At 73.9% G+C, this 20,736-nt stretch carries 7 protein-coding genes; all 7 read left to right on the top strand.

The window, feature by feature from the left end; all coding sequences use genetic code 11:
• Positions 1-84: 84 nt before the first annotated feature.
• The gene (locus tag ABZ930_RS12975) at positions 85-5,808 is read left to right on the top strand and encodes an amino acid adenylation domain-containing protein (RefSeq protein ID WP_361545980.1); all 5,724 of its coding nucleotides are present in this window, start codon (positions 85-87) and stop codon (positions 5,806-5,808) included.
• Between the two features lie 23 nt (positions 5,809-5,831).
• On the top strand, positions 5,832-13,424 hold the full coding sequence (locus tag ABZ930_RS12970; protein ID WP_361545977.1) for an amino acid adenylation domain-containing protein: 7,593 nt from the start codon (positions 5,832-5,834) through the stop codon (positions 13,422-13,424).
• A 65-nt stretch (positions 13,425-13,489) separates the two neighbouring features.
• Positions 13,490-14,083 carry a DUF6817 domain-containing protein gene (locus ABZ930_RS12965; protein ID WP_361545975.1) on the top strand — a complete coding sequence of 198 codons (594 nt, stop codon included), beginning with the start codon at positions 13,490-13,492 and terminating at the stop codon, positions 14,081-14,083.
• A complete protein-coding gene (locus ABZ930_RS12960; protein ID WP_361545972.1) occupies positions 14,080-17,208 on the top strand; it encodes an amino acid adenylation domain-containing protein in 3,129 nt (1,042 codons plus the stop codon). Before ABZ930_RS12965 ends, ABZ930_RS12960 begins: the two co-directional genes overlap by 4 nt.
• The gene (locus ABZ930_RS12955; RefSeq protein ID WP_361545969.1) at positions 17,202-18,218 is read left to right on the top strand and encodes a TauD/TfdA family dioxygenase; all 1,017 of its coding nucleotides are present in this window, start codon (positions 17,202-17,204) and stop codon (positions 18,216-18,218) included. Before ABZ930_RS12960 ends, ABZ930_RS12955 begins: the two co-directional genes overlap by 7 nt.
• Positions 18,215-19,498: a hypothetical protein gene (locus ABZ930_RS12950; protein ID WP_361545967.1), complete on the top strand. Its 1,284-nt coding sequence runs from the start codon at positions 18,215-18,217 to the stop codon at positions 19,496-19,498. The genes ABZ930_RS12955 and ABZ930_RS12950 overlap by 4 nt, the downstream gene beginning before the upstream one ends.
• Positions 19,498-20,730 (top strand): aminotransferase class V-fold PLP-dependent enzyme, encoded by a 1,233-nt coding sequence (locus ABZ930_RS12945; protein ID WP_361545964.1) that lies wholly within the window; start codon positions 19,498-19,500, stop codon positions 20,728-20,730. The genes ABZ930_RS12950 and ABZ930_RS12945 overlap by 1 nt, the downstream gene beginning before the upstream one ends.
• Positions 20,731-20,736 lie beyond the last annotated feature (6 nt).

Raw genomic sequence — 20,736 nt, 5'->3', positions numbered from 1 at the left:
AACCACCCCACTCGGCCGACGGGCCGGACCCGGACATCCGGCTCCGGCCCCGGCGAGCCATGCCTTCCGAAGGAGGAACCCGACGTGACGACCCTCGCAGCCGTGCTGGACCGGCTCCCCGACACCCTCTCCGCGACCGGGCTCCCCACCGACCGTCAGCGGCCCGCCGAGAGCCGTGCACCGCGCGACTCGGTGACGATCTCGCTCGCGGGCCCCGTCGCCGAGCGTCTGGACCGGGCCGCCGACGCCCTCGGCGCCGACCGGTTCACGGCCCTCACGACCGTGTTCGCACTGCTCCTCGGCCGTTGCTCGGGCACGCCCGACGTCGTGGTCGGCGTCCTGGATCCGACGGCCCCGGGCACCCCTCTGCTCCTGCACACCCACGTGGACGAGGCACACACCTTCGCCGCCCTCCTCTCCGCAGTCCACGGCGCACTCGTGGACCGCGACAGGGGGCCGCGGCAGCCGGACGGCGCTGAGACGGCGCCGCCGCGGACGGTGACCGGCCCGCGGAACGCCTGCCCCGCACCACCCGTCGACCTGGCACTGCTCTGGGACGCGCCCTCCGCCGACGGAGCCCAGCGCGGCACCCTCACGTACGACCCCGACCTGTTCGACCGCGCGACGGCCGAACGGCTCGCCGCGCGGTTCGGGACCCTCCTCGAATCCGCCCTGACCGCCCCGCGATCACCGCTCCACGCGCTCGGGCACACCACGGCCGAGGAGCGGGCGCGGCTCACCGCCTGGGGCACCGCACCGGGCCGGGCCACCGCCCGCAGCGTGGTCGAGGCGTTCCTCGACCGGTCGGCCGCGGCCCCGGACTCCTTGGCCCTGGTGTTCCCGGACGCCACCCTGACCTACGCCGAACTCCGCTCCCGCGCCCAGCGGACGGCGGACGCCCTGCTGGCCCGCGGGGTGGGCCCCGAGGACGCCGTCGGACTGGCCGTCGAGCCCTCGTCGGCCCTGGTCGTCGCGATGCTCGCGGTGCTGACGGTCGGCGCGGCGTACGTACCGCTCGACTCGGGCCACCCCGACAGCCGCCTCGCCCACATGGTCGAGGACAGCCGGGCCCGCCTGGTGATCGCCGACCGGGAGGTCCCGTTCGCCGGCGAGGTGCCGGTGGTCCGCATCGGCGAACTGGAGGCGGGGCCCGGCGCCTCCCCGGGCCGGCCCGCGAGGCCGCACCCGGAGCAGCGGGCGTGCGTGCTCTACACCTCGGGCTCGACCGGCCGCCCCAAGGGCGTCGCCATCACCCACCGCGGGATCGTGCGCCTGGTCTGCGAGACCGACTACCTGGGCTGGGGCCCCTCCGACGTGGTGGGCCAGGTCGCCAACACCTCGTTCGACGCGGCCACCTTCGAGATCTGGGGGGCGCTGCTGACCGGCGCCCGGCTGGTGGGCGTCCCCAAGCACGAGGTCCTCGACCCCGCCGCGCTCCGCGGCCGCATCGAGGCCGACGGCATCACGTCGATGCTGCTCACCACGGCCGTCTTCCACAAGTGCGCCGACGCCGACCCGGGCATGTTCGCGCCGCTGCGCACGCTCTTCTTCGGCGGTGAGGCCGCCGACGTCCGCCGGGTGCGCGCGGTACGGCGGGCGGCCCCCGGGATCCGTCTCGTCAACGCCTACGGCCCGACCGAGGGCACCACCATCGCGAGCCGCCACGACGTCGGCACCCCGGCCGCCGAGGACCGGATTCCGATCGGCCGGCCGATCAGCGGCACCGATCTGTACGTCCTCGACCGCCGCGGCCGGCACACCGGCATCGGGGTGCCCGGTGAACTCCACATCGGCGGACCGGGCCTGGCCCGCGGCTACACCGGCCGCCCCGGCCTGACCGCTGAACGGTTCGTCCCGAGCCCCTTCGGCACCGGCGAACGCCTCTACCGCACAGGGGACCTCGCCCGCTGGCGCGCCGACGGCACCCTGGAGTACCTCGGCCGCGCCGACGCCCAGATCAAGATCCGCGGAGTCCGCATCGAGCCCGGCGAGATCGCGGGCGTCCTCCGCGACCACCCCGCGATCCGGGAGGCGGTCGTCGTCCCGAGGGGCGAAGGCGACCTGCGGGCACTCGCCGCCTACCTCGTCACGACGGCCGGCCAGCGGGCCGAGCCCCGTGCCCTGCGCTCCTTCGCGGCCGACCGGCTGCCCGCCGCGATGGTCCCCACCTGGTACGTGACCCTCGACGAGCTGCCGGTGACGCCGAACGGCAAGGCCGACCTCACGGCGCTCCCCGAGCCCGGCGACGGCGACGGGGCCCGGTCCCGGACCTTCGTACCGCCCCGCGGCGCGACCGAGAAGCTGGTCGCACGGGTCTGGTCGGAGCTGCTGGGGCAGGCGGAACTCTCCGCCGACGACGACTTCTTCGCGCTCGGCGGGAACTCCCTGCTGGCGGCGCAGGCCGTCGGCCGGGTCGCGGCCGGACTCGGAGCCGGACTCGGCCTGCGGGACATGTTCGAGGCGGCCACGGTGTCCGCCTTCGCACGGCGCGCGGCGGCGGCCGGCGCCGCCCGGACCGCGGCGCCACTGCTCCCGGCGGGCCCCGCGCCCCAACCGCTGTCCTTCGCCCAGCAGCGCCTGTGGTTCCTCGACCGGCTGGCACCGGGCGGTTCGCTGTACAACGTCCCCCTGGTACTGCCCCTGACCGGCGACCTCGACCCGGACGCCCTGCGTACCGCGCTGCGGGAACTGGTGCGCCGGCACGCCTCGTTGCGCACCCGGCTGACGGCCACGGCCGACGGCGAACCCGTGCAGAGCGTCGACCCGGCCGGTGAACCCGCCCTGGCGACCGAGGACCTCGGCCACCTGCCCGCGTCCGAGCGGACGGCGGCCGCCGCGGAGCGCGCACGGGCCGAGGCGGTGCTGCCCTTCGACCTCGCGGCCGGGCCGCTCACCCGCTTCCGGCTGCTCCGCCTGGACGAGCGGTGCTCGGTGCTCATGGTGACGATGCACCACGCCGTCTCCGACGGCTGGTCCGTGGGCGTCCTGCTGCGCGACCTCGGCGCGCTGTACCGGGCCGCGCTCGACGGCGGGGCCGCCGCCCTGCCGCCGCTGCCGGTGCAGTACCGGGACTACGCCGTCTGGCAACGCGCCCTCCTGGACGGTCCGCTCCGCGACGCACAGCTCGGGTACTGGCTCGACTGCCTGGCCGACGCGCGTCCGGTGCTCGACCTGCCCACCGACCGGCCGCGCCCGGCCTCCCCGCGGCACGTCGGCGACACCGTCCCGGTGCTGCTGCCCGCCGGGCTGACCGCCCGGCTCGGAGAGGTGAGCGCCCGGCTGGGAGCGACCCGGTTCATGACCCTGCTCGCGGTCTTCTCGCTGCTCCTCGGCCGGTACGCCGGGGTGCGGGACGTCAGCATCGGCACCCCGGTGTCGGGCCGGGTCCGCCCCGAACTCGACGACCTGATCGGCTTCTTCGTCAACACCCTGGTGCTCCGCTCCCGCTGGGACGAGGGGCAGACCTTCGCGGAGTTCCTCGGCACGGTCCGCGAGGGCGCCCTGAGCGCCTTCGAGCACCAGGACGTGCCGTTCGAGCAGGTGGTGGAGGGCGTCCGGCCGCCTCGCGACCCCAGCTGGACACCCCTGTTCCAGGTGATGATGGCGATGCAGGACGTGCCCCAGGAGATGCCGCTCGCGCCGGGCCTCGCCATGGCGGTCCGCGAATCCGCGGGCCCGGTCGCGAAGTTCGACCTCACCCTGGTCTGGGAGGAGTCCTCGCTCGAGTCGGGGGCGCTGCGCGGCGCGATCGAGTACGACGTCGACCTGTTCGACCGGGCGACCGTGGAGCGGCTCGCGGGCCACTTCGGCACCCTGCTGGAAGCCGCCCTGGCCGCGCCCGAAACCCCGCTGCACGAGCTCTCGATGCTCGACGAGGCCGAGCTGGAGGCCCTGGTCGGGGCACCCGCGGCGGGCGCGGCCGGAACCCCGGACACCCTGCTGGGGCTGCTCTCCGAGTCCTGCGCGCGCTGGGGCGGACGGACCGCCGTCAGCCTGGACGGCCGGTCGCTGACCCACGCCGAACTGGCCGTGCGCTCCGACCGGATCGCGTCCCGGCTGCGCGCCCTCGGCGTCCGTGCCGGCAGCCGCGTCGTCCTGTGCTCGGGCCGCTCGCTCGACTGGCCGGCCGCGCTGATCGGGATCATGAAGACCGGCGCCGCCTACGTCCCGGTCGACGTCGGCGCCCCGCAGGACCGGCTCGACCGGGTGGCGGCCGACTCGGGGGCGGTCCTGGTCCTGAGTTCCGCCGCGACCGGCGTCCGCATCGTCGAGGGCGTCCCCTGCAGCACCGTCGAGGAGGTCCTCGGGGACACCCCGTGGGCCGAGGACGCCGGGCCGCACGTCGGGGAGGGCGGCGGTCACCGTGCCGTACCGCCGTCGGCCACGGCCTACGTGCTGTACACCTCGGGGACCACCGGCGCCCCCAAGGGCGTCTGCGTCAGCCAGGCCAACCTCGCCCACACGCTGCGGGCCGTCGCCGACGGCTACGGCCTGCACCCGGACGACCGGGTGCTGCAGTTCGCCTCGCCCGCCTTCGACGTGGCGGCCGAGGAACTGTTCGCCACCCTGATCCGCGGCGGCCACGTCGTGCTGCTCCCGGCCGGGCCCGCGCCCGGGCCGGCGGAGCTGACCGGGCTGGCCCGCGGCGAGCGGCTGACCGTGCTCAACCTCCCCGCCTCGTACTGGCACGAATGGGTCGCGGTGCTCGACCGGCATCCGGTGACGGACTGCCCCGACCTGCGGCTCGTCGTGGTGGGCAGCGAGCGGGTCGACGCCGGACGGCTCGCCGAGTGGCAGTCCGCGGCGCCCGTCCCGGTGCGCTGGCTCAACGCGTACGGCCCGACGGAGACCACCATCACGGCCACGCTGTACGAGCCGCCGCCCGGACGGCCGCGGGGCGGAGCGACCGTGCCGATCGGCAGGCCGCTCCCCGGTGGCCGCGCCTATGTGCTCGACGACCGGCTGCGGCCGGTGCCGCGAGGCGTGCACGGCGACCTGTACCTCGCCGGACCCGGGGTCTCCCAGGGCTACCTGGGAGACCCGGGCAGGACCGCCGCGGTCTTCCTGCCCGACCCCTGGGGGGCGCCGGGCGAGCGCATGTACGCCACGGGCGACCGGGCACGTGCGGCCGCCGACGGGACGCTGGAGTTCCTCGGCCGCGACGACCACCAGGTGAAGCTCCGCGGCTTCCGGATCGAACTCGGCGAGATCGAGGCGGCCCTGACCTCCCACCCGGACGTCACGGACGCGGCGGCGGTGCTGCGCGAGGACGTGCCGGGCGGGCCCGTCCTGGTCGGGTACGCCGCGGCCTGCGGCCCCGTCACCGTCGACGGACTGCGCGCACACCTGGCCAGGAGGCTGCCGGAGTACATGGTGCCCGCCTCGCTCGTCCTGATGGGCGCCCTGCCGCGCGGCGAGCGCGGCAAGACGGACCGGCACGCCCTGCCCGCGCCGGTCCGGGAGGCCGCCGCCGGTGCACGGGTGCCGCTGCGGGGCGGGACGGAACGGCTCGTCGCCGCCGTGTGGGCCGAGGTCCTGGGGGTCGACGAGGTGGGCGCGGAGGACAACTTCTTCGAGGCCGGCGGGCATTCGCTGCTGCTGCTGCGGGTGCAGGCCCGGCTGACCGAACTGCTCGGGCGGCAGATCCCCGTGGTGACCCTGTTCGCGTTCCCCACCGTCCGGAGTCTGGCCCGGCACCTCGCCGCCGATGAGGAGGGCCCCACCACGAACGGAGACGCGGGACGCCGCCGGGCGGCCGCGCGCAAGGCGCAATCGCGTACACGGTCACCGCGGCGGAGCGCACGGTGACGTCCGAAATTTGGGAGACAGGAATGACGAACGAGTTCACGGACGACGGCGCGCTGCCCGCTGGCGCGGTCGCCGTCGTCGGAATGGCCCTGCGATGTCCCGGCGCGGACACCCCGGACGGCTTCTGGCGCAACCTGGCCGCCGGCGTCGAGTCGATCAGCACGCTGACGGACGAGGAACTGCTCGCCGCCGGCGTCACGCCCGACGAGGCCGCCCGGCCCGACTACGTGCGCAGGCTCGGCGTGCTCGCGGACATGGAGGGCTTCGACGCGGCCTTCTTCGGGTTCTCCCCGCGCGAGGCCCAACTGCTCGACCCGCAGCACCGGCTGCTCCTCGAATGCGCCTGGGAGGCCCTCGAACACGCCGGCAGCCCCTCGGACGCGACGGACAAGGTGACCGGTGTCTACGCGGGCGTCGGCGAGAGCGCCTACCTGCACCGCAATCTGCTGCCGAACGGCGATCTGGTCGCCCGGGTGGGCGAGTTCCAGACCTCGCTCGGCAACGACAAGGACTTCGTGCCGACGCGGATCTCCTTCAAGCTCGACCTGCGCGGACCGAGCGTCAGCGTCCAGACCGGCTGTTCGACCTCGCTCGTCGCCATCCACACGGCGTGCCAGGCCCTGAACAGCGCCGAGTGCGACGTGGCGCTGGCCGGCGGCGCCACGGTCGTTCCGCAGCGGCGGGGCCATGTCCACGAGCAGGGCGGCATCAGGTCGTCCGACGGCCACTGCCGTGCCTTCGACGCCGCCGCCGACGGCACGGTGGCCGGCAGCGGGGCGGCCGTCGTGGTGCTCAAGCGGCTCGACGACGCCCTCGCCGACGGCGACGTGATCCACGCGGTGATCCGCGGCTCCGCCGTCAACAACGACGGGGCGCGCAAGGTCGGTTTCACCGCGCCGAGCGTCGAGGGCCAGGCCGACGTCATCGCGGAGGCGCTCGCCGTCGCCGACGTGGATCCCTCCACCGTCTCCTACATCGAGGCCCACGGCACCGGCACCTCGCTGGGCGACCCCATCGAGGTCGCCGCCCTCAGGAGCGTCTTCGGCGACGGGCCCGCCAAGGGCTGCGCCCTCGGCTCGGTCAAGACCAACGTCGGGCACCTGGACACCGCGGCCGGCGTGATCGGCCTCGTCAAGGTGGTCCTCGCGCTCAAGGCCAGGCAACTGCCGCCCTCACTGCACTTCACCCGGCCGAACCCCGAACTCGGCCTGGAAGAAAGCCCGTTCTACGTCAACACGGAGCTGGCGCCGTGGCCGGGCGAGCGGCTGCGCGCGGGCGTCAGCTCCTTCGGCATCGGCGGCACCAACGCCCACGTCATCCTCGAAGAGGCGCCCGCGCCCGCCCCGCTCCCGGCCGGCGACGCCCGGCAGACCGTCCTCCCGCTGTCCGCCGCGACCCCCACCGCGCTCGCGACGGCCGCCGACCGGCTCGCCCAGCACCTCCGGGCGCACCCGCACGAGCGCCTCGCGGACGTCGCGCACACCCTGCGGCACGGCCGCTGGGAGCTCCCGCGGCGCGGTTTCGTCGTCGCCGGCACCGTCGCCGAGGCCGTCGCGTCGCTGGCCGCCGGGGTCCGGACCCGCCGCGCCGGGACCGACACGCCCCGGGACCGCGGGACCGTCCTCGCCTTCCCAGGCCAGGGCGCCCAGCGCCCGGGCATGGGCCGGGCCCCGTACGCGCGGGAGGCGGTGTTCCGGGCGGAGGCCGACCGGGCCGCGTCCCTGCTGCTCTCGCTGACCGGCGTCGACGTCACGCCGGTGCTCGGCCTCGACGGGCGGCCGCCCGAGGACGAGGCGGCGATCCACCGGACCGCGCTGGCGCAGCCCGCGCTGTTCGTCCTGGAGCACGCGCTCGCCCGGCTCTGGGAGTCCTGGGGTGTCCGCCCCGTCGCGATGGTCGGCCACAGCCTGGGCGAACTGGTCGCGGCCTGCCTCGCCGGTGTGATGTCCCTGGAGGACGCACTCTGTCTGGTCGCCGCGCGCGGCCGTCTCATGCAGGCCGCGCCGGCCGGGGCGATGACCGCCGTGCCGCTGCCTCGGAGCGAGGTCGTGGGGCTGCTCGACGACGGCGTCGACCTCGCGGCCGTCAACGGACCGCGCGAGTGCGTGGTCGCGGGCCCGGACGAGGCCGTCGCGGCCTTCGAGGCCCGGCTCGCCGAACGCGCGGTCGTCTCCAAGCGCCTGCGCACCTCGCACGCCTTCCACTCCCGGCTCATGGACGAGGCGGCGGCCGCCTTCGCCGACGAGGCCGCCCGGATCACGCTGTCGCCGCCGCGCATCCCGTTCGTGTCGAACGTGACCGGCACCTGGATCACCGACGAGGAGGCCACGAGCCCGGCGTACTGGGCCCGCCAGATCCGCGCCACGGTCCGCTTCGACGACGCCCTGGCCGCCGTCCGCGACACCGGAGCGGCACTGCTGGAGGCCGGACCGGGACAGGTGCTCACCCGGCTGGCCCGCGCCGCCGGGATCGACGCGGTCGCCACGCTGCCCGCACCGGCGGAGACGGACGAGGCCGGTCTGGAGCGCGCCCTCGGCGAACTCTGGTGCGAGGGCGTCCCGGTGGACTGGGCGGCCCTGGCCGGCGCGGACCCGGCGCGGCTCACCGTCCTGCCCACCTACCCCTTCGAACGCGAACGCTGCTGGGTCGATCCGCCGCGCCCGGCCGCCGGCGGCTGCGGCTGCGGCACCGGGCGGACCGCGGCGACGCAGCCGGCGGACCCGCGGCCGGCAGCCGCCGAGCCCGAGCGGACACCGCGGGCCGCACCGGCGTACGCGGACCCGACCGAGCGGGAGGTCGCCGCGCTCTTCGCCGACCTGCTCGGCACGCCCGCCGTCGGCGCGGACGACGGGTTCTTCGAACTCGGCGGCCACTCGCTGCTCGCCACCCAGCTGGTGTCCCGGGTGCGCGGCCTGTTCGGCGTCGAGGTCTCGCTGCGCACCTTCATCGAGCAGCCGACCGTCCGCGGTCTGGCGCGCGCGGTGGACGCCGCGCGGGGCGCGACGCCGGACGGCGGACCCGAGAAGCTGCCGGTCATCACGCCCGACCCCGGCGCCGAGGCGGACCTCTTCCCGCTGACCGACGTGCAGCAGGCCTACTGGATCGGCCGCACCGGAGTCTTCGACATCGGCAACGTCGGCATGCACGGCTACGAGGAGTTCGAGGCCACCGGCCTCGACCTGCCCCGGCTGGAACGGGCGTTCCGGCGGCTGATCCGGCGTCACGGCATGCTCCGGGCGGTCGTGCTGCCGCAGGGCGAGCAGCGGATCCTCCCCGAGGTCCCCGACTACGTCATCGCCACCCAGGATCTGCGCGGACTGCCCGAGGACGAGGCGCGGGCGGCCCTGGAAGCCACCCGCGACGCCATGTCCCACCAGGTCTTCGTCCCCGAGCGGTGGCCGCTGTTCGAACTGCGGGCCAGCCGCGTGGACGGCGACCGCACCCGGCTCCACTACAGCATCGACGGTCTGATCACCGACGCGCGCAGCTCGAACCTGCTGCTCGGCGAACTCGCGGCGCTCTACCGGGACCCGGACCTCGAGCTGCCCGAGCCCGAACTCTCCTTCCGGGACTACGTCCTCGCCGAGCGGGGCCTGGAGGAGACCGAGCTGTACCGCCGTGCGGAGGCGTACTGGCGGGAGCGGATCCCGGACTTCGCCCCGGCGCCGGAACTGCCGCTCGCCCGCGACCCGCGCACCATCGACGTGCCCCGCTTCAGCCGGGTCAGCGGAACCCTGGGCAAGGAGCGCTGGGACCTGGTCAAGGCGGCCGCCGCCCGACGCGGCATCACCCCCACCGCGCTGCTCCTCGCCGCGTACAGCGAGGCGCTGGCGACCTGGTCCGCCCACCGCAGGTTCGCCCTCAACCTGCCCATGGCCAACCGGCTGCCGCTGCACCCGGGCGTGGACGCCGTGGTCGGCGACTTCACCTCGGTGACCCTGCTGGAGGTCGACGCGGCCGCCACCGACACGTTCGCCGGGCGGGCCCGCGCGGTGCGCGACCAGCTGCTCACCGACATCGACCACCGTCTGTTCAGCGGCGTCCGCGTGCTGCGCGAGATGAAGCGGGTGCGCCCCGAGGCGGCGATGCCGGCGGTCTTCACCAGCCTCTTCCTCGACCACGGCCAGGACACCGGGCTGGGCGAGGAGGTGTTCAGCATCTCCCAGACTCCGCAGGTCTGGATCGACGCCCAGGTCTTCGAGTCGGACGGCTCCCTGGTCCTGGACATCGACGCGGTCGACGAGCTGTTCCCCGAGGGGCTGGTCGCCTCGATCCACGGAGCCACGCTGGACCTGCTGCGGTGGCTGGCCGAGGACGACGAGCGGTGGGGCCTGCCGCTGCCGTCGCCGCTGTCCGAGGAGGACGCCCGGCGGCGCGAGACGTACAACCGGACCGAGGGCCGTCGGCCGGCGGGCCTGCTCCACGAACCGTTCTTCGCGCTCGCCGAGCGCGCCCCCGAGCGCCCGGCCGTGATCACCCGGAGCCGGACGCTGAGCTACGGCGAACTGGCCGGCCGGGCCCGGGTGCTCGCCGCCCGGCTGACCGCGCTGGACGTCCGGCCGAACGATCTGGTCGCCGTGGTCATGGAGAAGGGCTGGGAGCAGAGCGCCGCGGTGCTCGGCATCCTGGCCTCGGGCGCCGCGTACCTGCCGGTCGACGCGGAACTCCCCGAGGAGCGCATCCGCTTCCTGCTCGAACAGGGGCAGGTCCGCGCGGTGCTGACCCAGTCGTGGGTCGCCGCGCGGATGTCCGGCCCGCTGGGTCCCGACGGCACGGTGTTCGTGGTGGACGCGCTGCCGTCCACCCCGGACCCGGCCACGTCCGGCCGGCCCGCGACGGAGCCCGGCGACCTGGCCTACGTGATCTTCACCTCCGGTTCGACCGGTGTGCCCAAGGGCGTGATGATCAGTCACCGGGGCGCCCTCAACACGGTGGTCGACGTCAACGACCGCTTCGCGGTGGGCGCGGACGACAGGACGCTGGCCCTGTCGTCGCTGAGCTTCGACCTCTCGGTGTACGACATATTCGGTCCGCTGGCCGTCGGCGGCGCCGTCGTGGTCCCCGACCCGGGCTCGCACCGCGACCCGGCCGTCTGGCTGGAGCTGGCCGAACAGTCCGGTGTCACGCTGTGGAACTCCGTACCGGCGCTGATGGAGCTGCTGGTCGAGCACATGACCGTGACCGGGGCGCGCAGCGACGCGCTGCGGCTGGTGATGCTCAGCGGCGACTGGTTCCCGGTCACCCTTCCCGAGCGCGCCCGACGGGTCCTGGGCACGCCGGAGATCGTCAGCCTCGGCGGTGCGACGGAGGCGTCCATCTGGTCCATCCTCTTCCCGGTCGGGGAGGTGCCGGCCGACTGGCCGTCCATCCCGTACGGCTCCCCGATGCGCAACCAGACCTTCCACGTCCTCGACGAGAACTTCCGGCCGCGCCCGACCGGCGTGCCGGGCGAGCTGTACATCGGCGGCGTCGGGCTGGCCGAGGGCTATCTGCGCGACGAGGTGAAGACCGCCGCGAGCTTCGTGCGGCACCCGGTGACGGGCGAACGCCTGTACCGGACGGGCGACCTGGGCCGGTTCCTGCCCAGTGGCGAGATCGAGTTCCTCGGGCGGGAGGACTTCCAGGTCAAGATCCAGGGCTACCGGATCGAGCTGGGCGAGATCGAGACGGCGCTGCTCCAGCACCCCGACGTCCGGGGCGCCGCGGCCGTGGTGCACGGCAGACCCCAGGGCGCCAGGCGGCTGGTCGCGTTCGTGGTCGCCGAGGAGGGCCGCCCGGTCCCCGCGGACGTACGGGAGTTCCTCGGCGGCAAGCTGCCGGGCTACATGGTGCCCGAGACCGTCGTCGGGATCCCCGAGCTGCCTCTCACCGCCAACGGCAAGGTCGACCGCAAGGCCCTGGTCGTGCCGGACGAGCCGGCCGAGGCCGTCGCGTACCAGCCGCCGGTGACGGAGATCGAGAAGAACGTCGCCGCGGTGTGGGCGCAGATGCTCCAGGTCGAACGGGTCGGCAGGCAGGACCACTTCTTCGAGCTGGGCGGTGACTCGCTGACCGCGATGCGCACCGTCGTCCACCTGCGCAAGGCGCTCGGCGTCGAGATCCCGATCCGGGTCATCTTCGACAACCCGACACTGGCGGGGATCGCGACCGCGATCGACGCCGTGCGCGACGGTGCCGCGGCCGTCACGCCGGCCGGTCCCGGCCGCCGCGCCGACGCCGGGGCGCCGGTCCCGCTCACGGCCGCGCAGTCCCGCCTCTGGTTCCACGAGCAGCTCTCGCCCGGCAGCACCACGTACAACCTGGTCCAGCCGTTCCGCCTCACCGGTCCGCTCGATGTCGAGGCCCTGCGCCGGGCGTTCGAGATCTTCGTGGAGCGGCACGACGTCCTGTCGCTGTCGTTCGAGGCGACCGGCGACGCCCCGCGCCAGGTCCCGGACTCCGGGAAGCGGCTGGACTTCCAGCTGGCCGAGGTGGCCGACGACCCGGTGATGCTGGCACCGGAGCGGGTGATCGCGGAGGAGACCCGTACCCCCTTCGGCCTGTCCGGCGGCCCGCACTTCCGGGTCCGGCTGCTGCGGGTCGGCCCGCAGGAGCACGTGCTGGTCGTCTCCGTGCACCACATCGTCTGGGACGCCTGGTCCACCTCGATCATGGTCCGTGAGATCAGCGCGCTGTACCGGAGCGGCGACGGGTCCGTGCTGCCCGAGCCCGAGGTCGGCTACGCCGACGTCGCGGTCTGGGAGGCCGGACAGGCCGAGTCGGGCGCGTTCAAGGAGCAGATCGACTTCTGGCGCCGGCAGCTGGCCGCTCCGCTTCCCGTGCTGGCCCTGCCCACCGAGGGGGAGATCGAGGAGACCGGGGTGATCGAGGGCGCCCGTGCGCCGCTCACGCTCGACCCCGCACAGGCCACGGCGTTCCGTGAGGTCTGCACCGCCGAGCGCGCGACCACCTTCATGGGATACCTGGCCGCCTGGCAGGTGCTGCTCCAGTGGTGGTGCCGCCAGCAGGACATCGTCGTCGGCGTGCCGGCCGGCCACCGCGCCCATCCGCAGCTGGAGAACACCATCGGGTTCCTGGTCAACAGCCTGGCCATCCGCACCCGGTTCACCGGCGACCCCACGTTCACCGAGGTGCTGAAGGAGGTCCGCGAGCGGGCCCTGGAGGCCTACGCCCACCAGGACGTGCCGTTCGACCACGTCGTGCAGGCCGTACGGCCCGAGCGCCGCGCGGGCGAGTCGGCACCGGTGTACCGCACCTGGTTCCTGCTGGAGGACGTCCCGCTGCCCGAGTGGGACGTGCCCGGCGTGCGCGCCGAGGAGCTGGAGGCGGAGTTCCTGCTCTCCGTGCACGACATCAAGCTCACGCTGGTGGCCACCGCGGACGGCGGCATGGAGGGCGGGATCGACTACCGCGCCGGCCTCTTCTCCGACACCACCGTCCGCCGTCTCACGCGCTGCCTGCGCGCGCTGGTGACGCTGCTGTCCACCGAGCCCGACACCCCGGTCAGCCGGATCAACCGGACCCTGGAGGACCTCTGGGAGGGCCGGGACGAGGCACGCGGACAGCGGTCCTGGAAGCACGTCCGAGCGCAGCGTGTGTCGGTGCGCGAGGGATGAGTCCGACCCGTCCGCCGGCGCCCCGCCCGGGGCGCCGGCGGCCCGAGACAGCCGAGGAAGAATGAATGCTTGACGCAGAGCGATACCGAGACGACCTGGTGCGGCTGGGGCTGCACAAGGTGGCGCACCAGGACGAGACGCTCCTGGACCACATGTTCCGGGCGTGCGAGATCCTCCAGGCCATGAAGGCGGGGGAACACGTCTGCCTCGCGGGGCTGTTCCACGGCGTCTACGGAACCGAGGGACTGCACAACGACAACGTCGAGTCCATCCCGGAGGACAAGCGCGTCGAGGTCCGCGCGTTCGTCGGGCCCCGCGTGGAGGAGATGATCCACCACTTCTCCGTCATGAACTACGCGTCGCTCGGCAAGAGCTTCCGCAACATCATGCGGCCGAAGGGGCAGCCGGCCCTGAAGGACCGGCGGACCGGCGAGGACATCCCGCTGGACCGGGAGCAGTTCCTCGACCTGCTGCGCATGAAGCTCGGCGACGTCCTGGCCCACATGCCGCAGCAGGTCAGCCACTCCCATCTCAACCTCCCGGCGGAGTACGCGGGCTTCTGGCAGATCGCCGCCGAGTACCTCGGCCAGGACGCAGTCAACACCTGGAACACCTACACCAAGGGGCAGTTGTGGATCGAACCGGAGCCGAGCCGATGACACAGAACTGGGAAGGCTTCCGTCTGTCGAAGCAGCAGCAGCACGCCCTCGGCCTCGCCGTCGACGGGCAGTCCGGCCGCAGGGTCGCCGGGGTCGCCCTGGACGCCGCCCCGGACCTCGACGTCCTGGCGGAGGCGGCACGCGACGTCGTCACGGCGCACGAGAGCCTGCGCACCGCCTACCGCAAGGTGCTCGGCGGCAACAGCGCCGTCCTGATGGTCATCGAGGACGAGCCGAGGGTCCGCGTCGCCGAGCGCTCCGGCGACTCCGCCGCGCTCACCGCCCTCGTCCGCGAGGAGGCCCGTGCGGCCGGCGGTGCGCAGGACACGGCGGACGCCGTGCACCTGACCGTCTTCCGCCACACCGACGGGCAGCGTTCGCTGCTGGTGTCGGCGCCCCGGATGAGCACGGACACGGTCTCGGCCGAGGTCTTCCTCCAGGACCTGCGCGCGGCCTACGACACGCGTCTCACCGGATCCCCGTGGAGCCGCGAGGGCGTCGTCCAGTACGCCGACTACGCCCAGTGGCAGACCGAGGAGGGCGCGCAGAGCCCGCGCCAGCGCGAACTGGCCGCCGACCGCGCGGCCGAGCTGTCGGACCTGCCGGCCCTGAACCTGCCGCTGGAGCTGCTCTCCGACGACACCGAGCGGGCCGTCCTGGAGTGGACGGTCCCCGCGCCCCTGGCCGAGCGGCTGCGCCGGCTCGGCGAGGACTGCGCGGGCGGTCTCCGCAGCGTCCTGCTGACCGGCTGGTTCGGCGCGCTCTGGCACGCCGCCGGCCGGCCGGAGCGGCTGGCGGTCCAGGCGCAGCTCGCCCGCCGCCCGTTCGAGGAGATGCACGGTTCGATAGGCCTCTTCGAGACGCCCGTCCCGGTCCTCGCCGCGGTCTCCGACACGACGACGCTGCGGGAGCTGCTGGGCGCGGTCGACCTGGAACTCGACACCTTCGAGCAGGCCGACGAGAGCGCCATGGACCCGGCCGGGCAGCACGTCGCCGGCCTTCCGGGCTTCTCCTTCCACGACGCCGCGCGGTTCACCGCCGGCCCGGCACCGGCCTTCACCGGCTTGTGGATCGAGCCCGCCGACGACGACCGCAAGGTCGCCCTCGCGGCCCGCGCCGCGGACGGCGAACTCCACATCGCCCTGCGGCATCAGGCCCGGGGCATGGCCGAGGGGGGCGCCGAGGCTCTGCTCCTGTGCCTGCGGGCGGTCCTGGAGGCACTGGGCGGCGACCTGCGGGCCGCCGTTCCCGCCCTGGCCATGCTGGACGAGACCGCCGCCCGTGAGCTGGTCGAGGCCACCAACCCGGCGCAGCCGCCCAAGGGGCCGGCCGAGCACTGGCACCGGCGGGTCGAGCGGGCCGCGGCACGGGTCCCGGACGCCCCGGCCCTGCGGACGGCCACCCGTACCTGGAGCTACGGCGAGTTCGACCGGGCGGCCGACCGGCTGGCCGAGGAGCTGGCCGCGCGCGGGGTCCGCCCCGGTGCGCTGGTCGGTCTCTGCCTGGAGCGCTCGGACCTGGCGGTCGTCGCGATGCTCGCGATCGCCAAGGCCGGTGCCGGCTATGTGCCGATCGACCCGAACCTGCCGGCCGGGCGCCGCGCCGCCGTCCTGGACGCGGTCGGCTTCGGCCACGTCGTGGCGACCCGGGACACGGCCTCGGCCCTCCCGCAGGAGTGCGACACGGTGGTCCTGGACGCGGAACTGACGGTCTGCGCCGGGCGCACCGGCGAGCGGCCCGACGTCACGACCTCCGACGAGGACCCCGCATACGTGATCTTCACGTCGGGCTCCACCGGCACGCCGAAGGGGGTGCTGATCGGGCACGGGCAGTTCGCCGCCTACCTCGACGGCGTCCTCGACCGGCTGCGGCTGACCGGCCCCGTCGACTCCGTCGCGATCGGCACCCTCGGAACCGACCTGGGGCACACCGCGCTGTTCCCGCCACTGATCAGTGGCGGTGAACTCCTTGTCGTCGCACCGGAGGTCTCCGCGGACGCGCAGGCGCTCGCCGAACTGCTGTCCGCGGAGGAGTACGACCTCCTCAAGATCACGCCCTCGTACCTGGAGTCCCTCTTCACCGTGGCCGAGACGCCGGAGCGGCTGATGCCGCGCCAGGCGCTGGTCGCGGGCGGCGAGCCCTTCGGCTGGGGCTGGTACAACCTGTTCAAGGGCTACCTCGGCGACTGCCGGCTGTACAACCACTACGGCCCGACCGAGACGACGGTCGGCGTGCTCTGCGGGCCCGCTGCCGCCGACCACGACCTGACCGCACTGGCGTCCAGCGTCCCGCTCGGCACGCCGATGGGGCACGCGCGGGCCTACGTCCTCGACCCGCAGCGGCGCCCGCTGCCGGTCGGCGTCCCCGGCGAACTCTGGATCGGCGGCGCCTCGGTGGCCCAGGGCTACCTGAACCCGACCGAGGAGCAGCGGGAGAGGTTCGTCGCCGACCCCTTCGGCCCCGGCCCGGCGGCACGGATGTACCGCACCGGCGACAAGGCACGCCTGCTGCCCGACCGCACCGTGGAGTTCCTCGGCCGCATCGACCGCCAGATCAAGCTGCGCGGCTTCCGGGTGGAACTCGGCGAGATCGAGGCCGTCATGCGCCGCCACCCGCGGGTGACCGGCAGCCTCGTCGTGGAGGCCGGCGAGAGCACGGGCGCCCACCTCGTGGGCTATCTGATCGATGCCGAGGGCGAGCGCGGCTCCGCCGAGTGGCTCCGCGAGTTCCTCACCGAGCGCCTCCCGGACTTCATGCTGCCCGCCCACCTCGTGGCCCTGGACGCCTTCCCGCTCACCAGCAGCGGCAAGATCGACGCCTCGATGCTCCCCGAGCCGGGCTTCTACACCCAGGGCTCGACCTCGTACGTCGCGCCCAGCACCCCCACCGAGAAGACGGTCGCCGACATCGTGGCGCAACTGCTGCTGCTGGGACAGGTCGGCGCCGACGACGACTTCTTCGAGATCGGCGGCCACTCGCTGCTCGCCACCCAGCTGATCGCCCGCCTGCGCGACGAGTTCAAGGTCGGCTTCAAGCTGCGCAACCTCTTCGAATACCCCGTGGTGTCGGAACTCGCCGAGTTCATCGACCAGCTCCAGGAGAAGAAGGAGACCGAATCATGTTGACCCAGACCGGCAGCGGCCCCGGCGGCCGTTTCAACCGGGCGCGGCGGTCCGTCGCGGTCAGCGGCGAGGCGCTGGTCCGCACCACCCCGCTCATCGAGGGCAGCCGGGCGGTGTGCTGCACCCCGACCGTCCCCGGGCTCGACGCGCGGGAGTGGCTGTCGAACTCCGGCGACGCCCTGGCCCGGCTGCGCGACCGGCACGGCGCCGTGCTGCTGCGCGACTTCGCCCCCCTCGACGCCGCGGGCCTCGGGGAACTCGCCACGGGCCTCGACGGAGGCCTGCGCGACTACGACAACCGCTCCACCCCCCGGCGCCGTGTCGACGGCAACGTCTTCACGTCGACCGAGTACCCGGCCGACCAGACCATCCCCCAGCACAACGAGATGTCGTACACCGACGCCTGGCCCGCGACGCTCTTCCTCACCTGCGTCGTCCCGGCCGCCACCGGCGGCGAGACGCCCGTCGCGGACAGCGCCCGGGTACTCGCCCGGCTGTCCGAGGCCACCCGCGAGCGCTTCGAGCGGCACGGCGTCATGTACGTACGGAACTTCGGCCACGGCATGGACCTCAGCTGGCAGGAGGTCTTCCAGACGCAGGACCGCGCCGAGGCCGACGCCTACTGCGCCCGGCACGGCATCGAGGCCGAGTGGCTGGGCGGCGAGCGGCTGCGCACCCGCCACGTGGTGCAGGCGACCCTCACCGCGCGGGCGACCGGGGAGCGGGTCTGGTTCAACCAGGCGCACCTCTTCCACGTCAGCTCCCTGCCCGAGCACGTCGAGCGCGAGCTGCGCGCGGAGTTCGCCGAGCACGAGCTGCCCCGCAACGCGCTGTACGGCGACGGCACGCCGCTCGCCCCGGAGGACCTGGCCGAGGTCCGGGCCGCCTACGCGGCCGAGGAGATCGCCCTGCCCTGGCAGGCCGGCGACGTCATGATCGTCGACAACGAGCAGTTCTCCCACGGCAGGAACCCGTACTCCGGCGACCGCTCCGTCCTGGTGGCGATGGCATGACCGATCCGACCGCCTTCGAAGCCGTCCGCGAGGAGATCGCGTACGCCTTCGACAACACCGTCTTCTTCCGCAAGCACATGGAGGCCAGCGGCCTGCTGCCCGCGGACATCCGGGAGCCCGGGGACTTCCTGCGGCTGCCGCCGACCTCGAAGCCGCACTACCGGCGCAACTTCCCCGCGGGAGTCCTCGCCAAGGGCTACACCCTCAACTCGCCGCACGTGATGCGCTTCCAGAGTTCCGGAACCTCCGGCGAGCGGCTGAACAGCGCCGTCCTCAGTTACGACCTGGCGCGGCGGCAGGCCACCGCCATCGGCGTCAACCGCCGCTTCGACGGGCTCTGGCGCCCCGGCAGCCGGCCGAAGATCTGCCGCTTCGCACCGCCGAACTGCTCGGACGTCGAGTGCGCGACGGGCTTCTCGACCATGGAGGACCGGACGCTCGCCGACGGCACCCTCGTACTGGCCGTCGCCCACGACCTGCTGGCCACCCCGGAGTGGCAGATCGTCAAGGCCCTCGACGAGATCGAGCTGTACGAACCCGACCTGCTGGTCGTCGACCCCACCCACTTCGCGTTCCTGACCCGGTGGGCCCGCCGGCTGGGACGCGTCATCACCTCGCCGCGCCGCCTGCACATGGTGTGCGGGTACACCCTCATGACCCGGGTGGCCCGGCGCCAGATCGAGGAGTTCATGGGGCCGGAGCTGCCGATCGGCGACATGATCGGCATGTCCGAGCTCGGGTACCTCGGGTTCGAGTGCCACCTCGGCAACCGCCACATCAACAACCGTGACTTCCACATGGAGTTCATCCGGGACGGCCGGCCCGTGGCGGACGGCGAGACGGGCGAGCTGTACGTCACGACGGTGGACGACAGCCTCGTGCCGCGCATCCGCTACGCCACCGGGGACCACTTCACCCCGCTGGGCGGCCGCTGCGACTGCGGCAGCGACCTGCCGATGGTGCGCGTCGAGGGCAGGGCCACCCACATGATCCGGCTCACGGACGGCCGGACCGTCACCCCCGGCGCCGTGGACGCCCTGGTCGGCGACGCTCCTGGCATCGACCTCTACAAGCTGGAGCAGGACCGGACCGGCGCCTGCACCTTCCGGTACGTCCCCAACGCCGAGGCGCGGCCCGAGGAGTCCACCGCGCTCATGCACCGCCTCACCGAGGCGCTGGCCCCGAACCCGGTCCGGGCCGAGGCCGTCGACTACATCGCCGGCGAGCGCAGCGGCAAGTTCCAGCCCTGCGTCTCCCAGATATCCGCGGAAGGCGCGTGATGACCGTGCGACACAGCCACCGGGACGACTTCCCCGCCCTGCGCCGGGAGATCGACGGACAGCGGATCTCCTACCTGGACAACGCCGCCACGACCCTGAAGCCGGACCCCGTCATCCGGGCCGTCACCGAGTACTACGAGACCAACGGCGCCAACATCCACCGCGGCAAGCACCGGCTGTCCGAGGAGGCGTCCGACGGCTACGAGGCGTCCCGGGTACGGATCGCGAGCCACATCGGTGCCGCGGCCAACGAGGTCGTCCTGACCCGGAACACCACGGAGGCGCTCAACCTCGTCGCCCAGGGACTGGGCCTCGACCCCGACGCGCACATCGTCGGCTGCATGGACGCGCACCACTCGCAGATGCTGCCGTGGCGACGGGCCGGCCGGCTCTCCCTGACCCGGGTGGACGCCGACGGCAGGCTCGACCGCGAGCACTTCCGGGAGCTCCTGCGCGACCGGCCCCAGGTGGTCGCGCTCACCCACTGCTCCAACGTCACCGGAGTGGTCCACCCGGTGGCCGAGCTGATCGCCGAGATCCGCTCCGTCACCGACGCCGTCATCGTCCTCGACGCCGCGCAGTCCATCCCCCACCAGCGCCTCAACGTACGTGAGCTGGACGTCGACTTCGTCGCCTTCTCGCTGCACAAGATGCTGGGCCCGACCGGCGTCGGAGTGCTCTTCGGCCGGAGCGCGCTGCTGGCGGGGCTGCGCCCGCTGTCGGTGGGCGGCGGCATGGTCGACTGGGTCGACCTCGACGGCAGCGTCGACCGGCGCACGCCTTACACGTTCGAGGCGGGCACCCCGGCCATCGCGTCCGTCATCGGATCGGGCGCGGCGATCCGCTACCTGGAGGCGCTGGACCGCGAGGACCTCGACCAGCACGAGCGCGACCTGACGGCCGCGCTCGTCGGCGGGGCGCTCGCCCGCCCCGGGATCCGCCTCGTCGGACCGCCGGACCTGACCGACCGGATCGGGCTCGTCAGCCTCCGGCTGACCGACGGCGTCCCGACCGGCGACGTCGCCCGCATGCTGAGCGACTCCTACGGCTTCATGGTGCGCAGCGGCCACATGTGCTCGCAGCCCCTGGTCACCGGCCTGGCCGGCGGCGAGATCCTCCGGGTCTCCGCGTACCTGTACAACCAGGTCGCCGAGATCGAGGGCTTCTACGAGGCGCTGGACGAACTGCTCAGCTGCATCGGCACCGCGGCGCCCGTCGGCGCGCGCCGCTGACGGCAC

The sequence above is a fragment of the Streptomyces sp. NPDC046716 genome, from assembly GCF_040645755.1.
Lineage (GTDB): Bacteria > Actinomycetota > Actinomycetes > Streptomycetales > Streptomycetaceae > Streptomyces.
This window is presented reverse-complemented; position numbering and strand designations above follow the sequence as displayed.

Coding starts and splice junctions, on each gene's coding strand:
- ABZ930_RS12970 (WP_361545977.1), top strand. CDS start 5,832: ATGACGAACGAGTTCACGGACGACGGCGCGCTGCCCGCTGGCGCGGTC.
- ABZ930_RS12965 (WP_361545975.1), top strand. CDS start 13,490: ATGCTTGACGCAGAGCGATACCGAGACGACCTGGTGCGGCTGGGGCTG.
- ABZ930_RS12960 (WP_361545972.1), top strand. CDS start 14,080: ATGACACAGAACTGGGAAGGCTTCCGTCTGTCGAAGCAGCAGCAGCAC.
- ABZ930_RS12955 (WP_361545969.1), top strand. CDS start 17,202: ATGTTGACCCAGACCGGCAGCGGCCCCGGCGGCCGTTTCAACCGGGCG.
- ABZ930_RS12950 (WP_361545967.1), top strand. CDS start 18,215: ATGACCGATCCGACCGCCTTCGAAGCCGTCCGCGAGGAGATCGCGTAC.
- ABZ930_RS12945 (WP_361545964.1), top strand. CDS start 19,498: ATGACCGTGCGACACAGCCACCGGGACGACTTCCCCGCCCTGCGCCGG.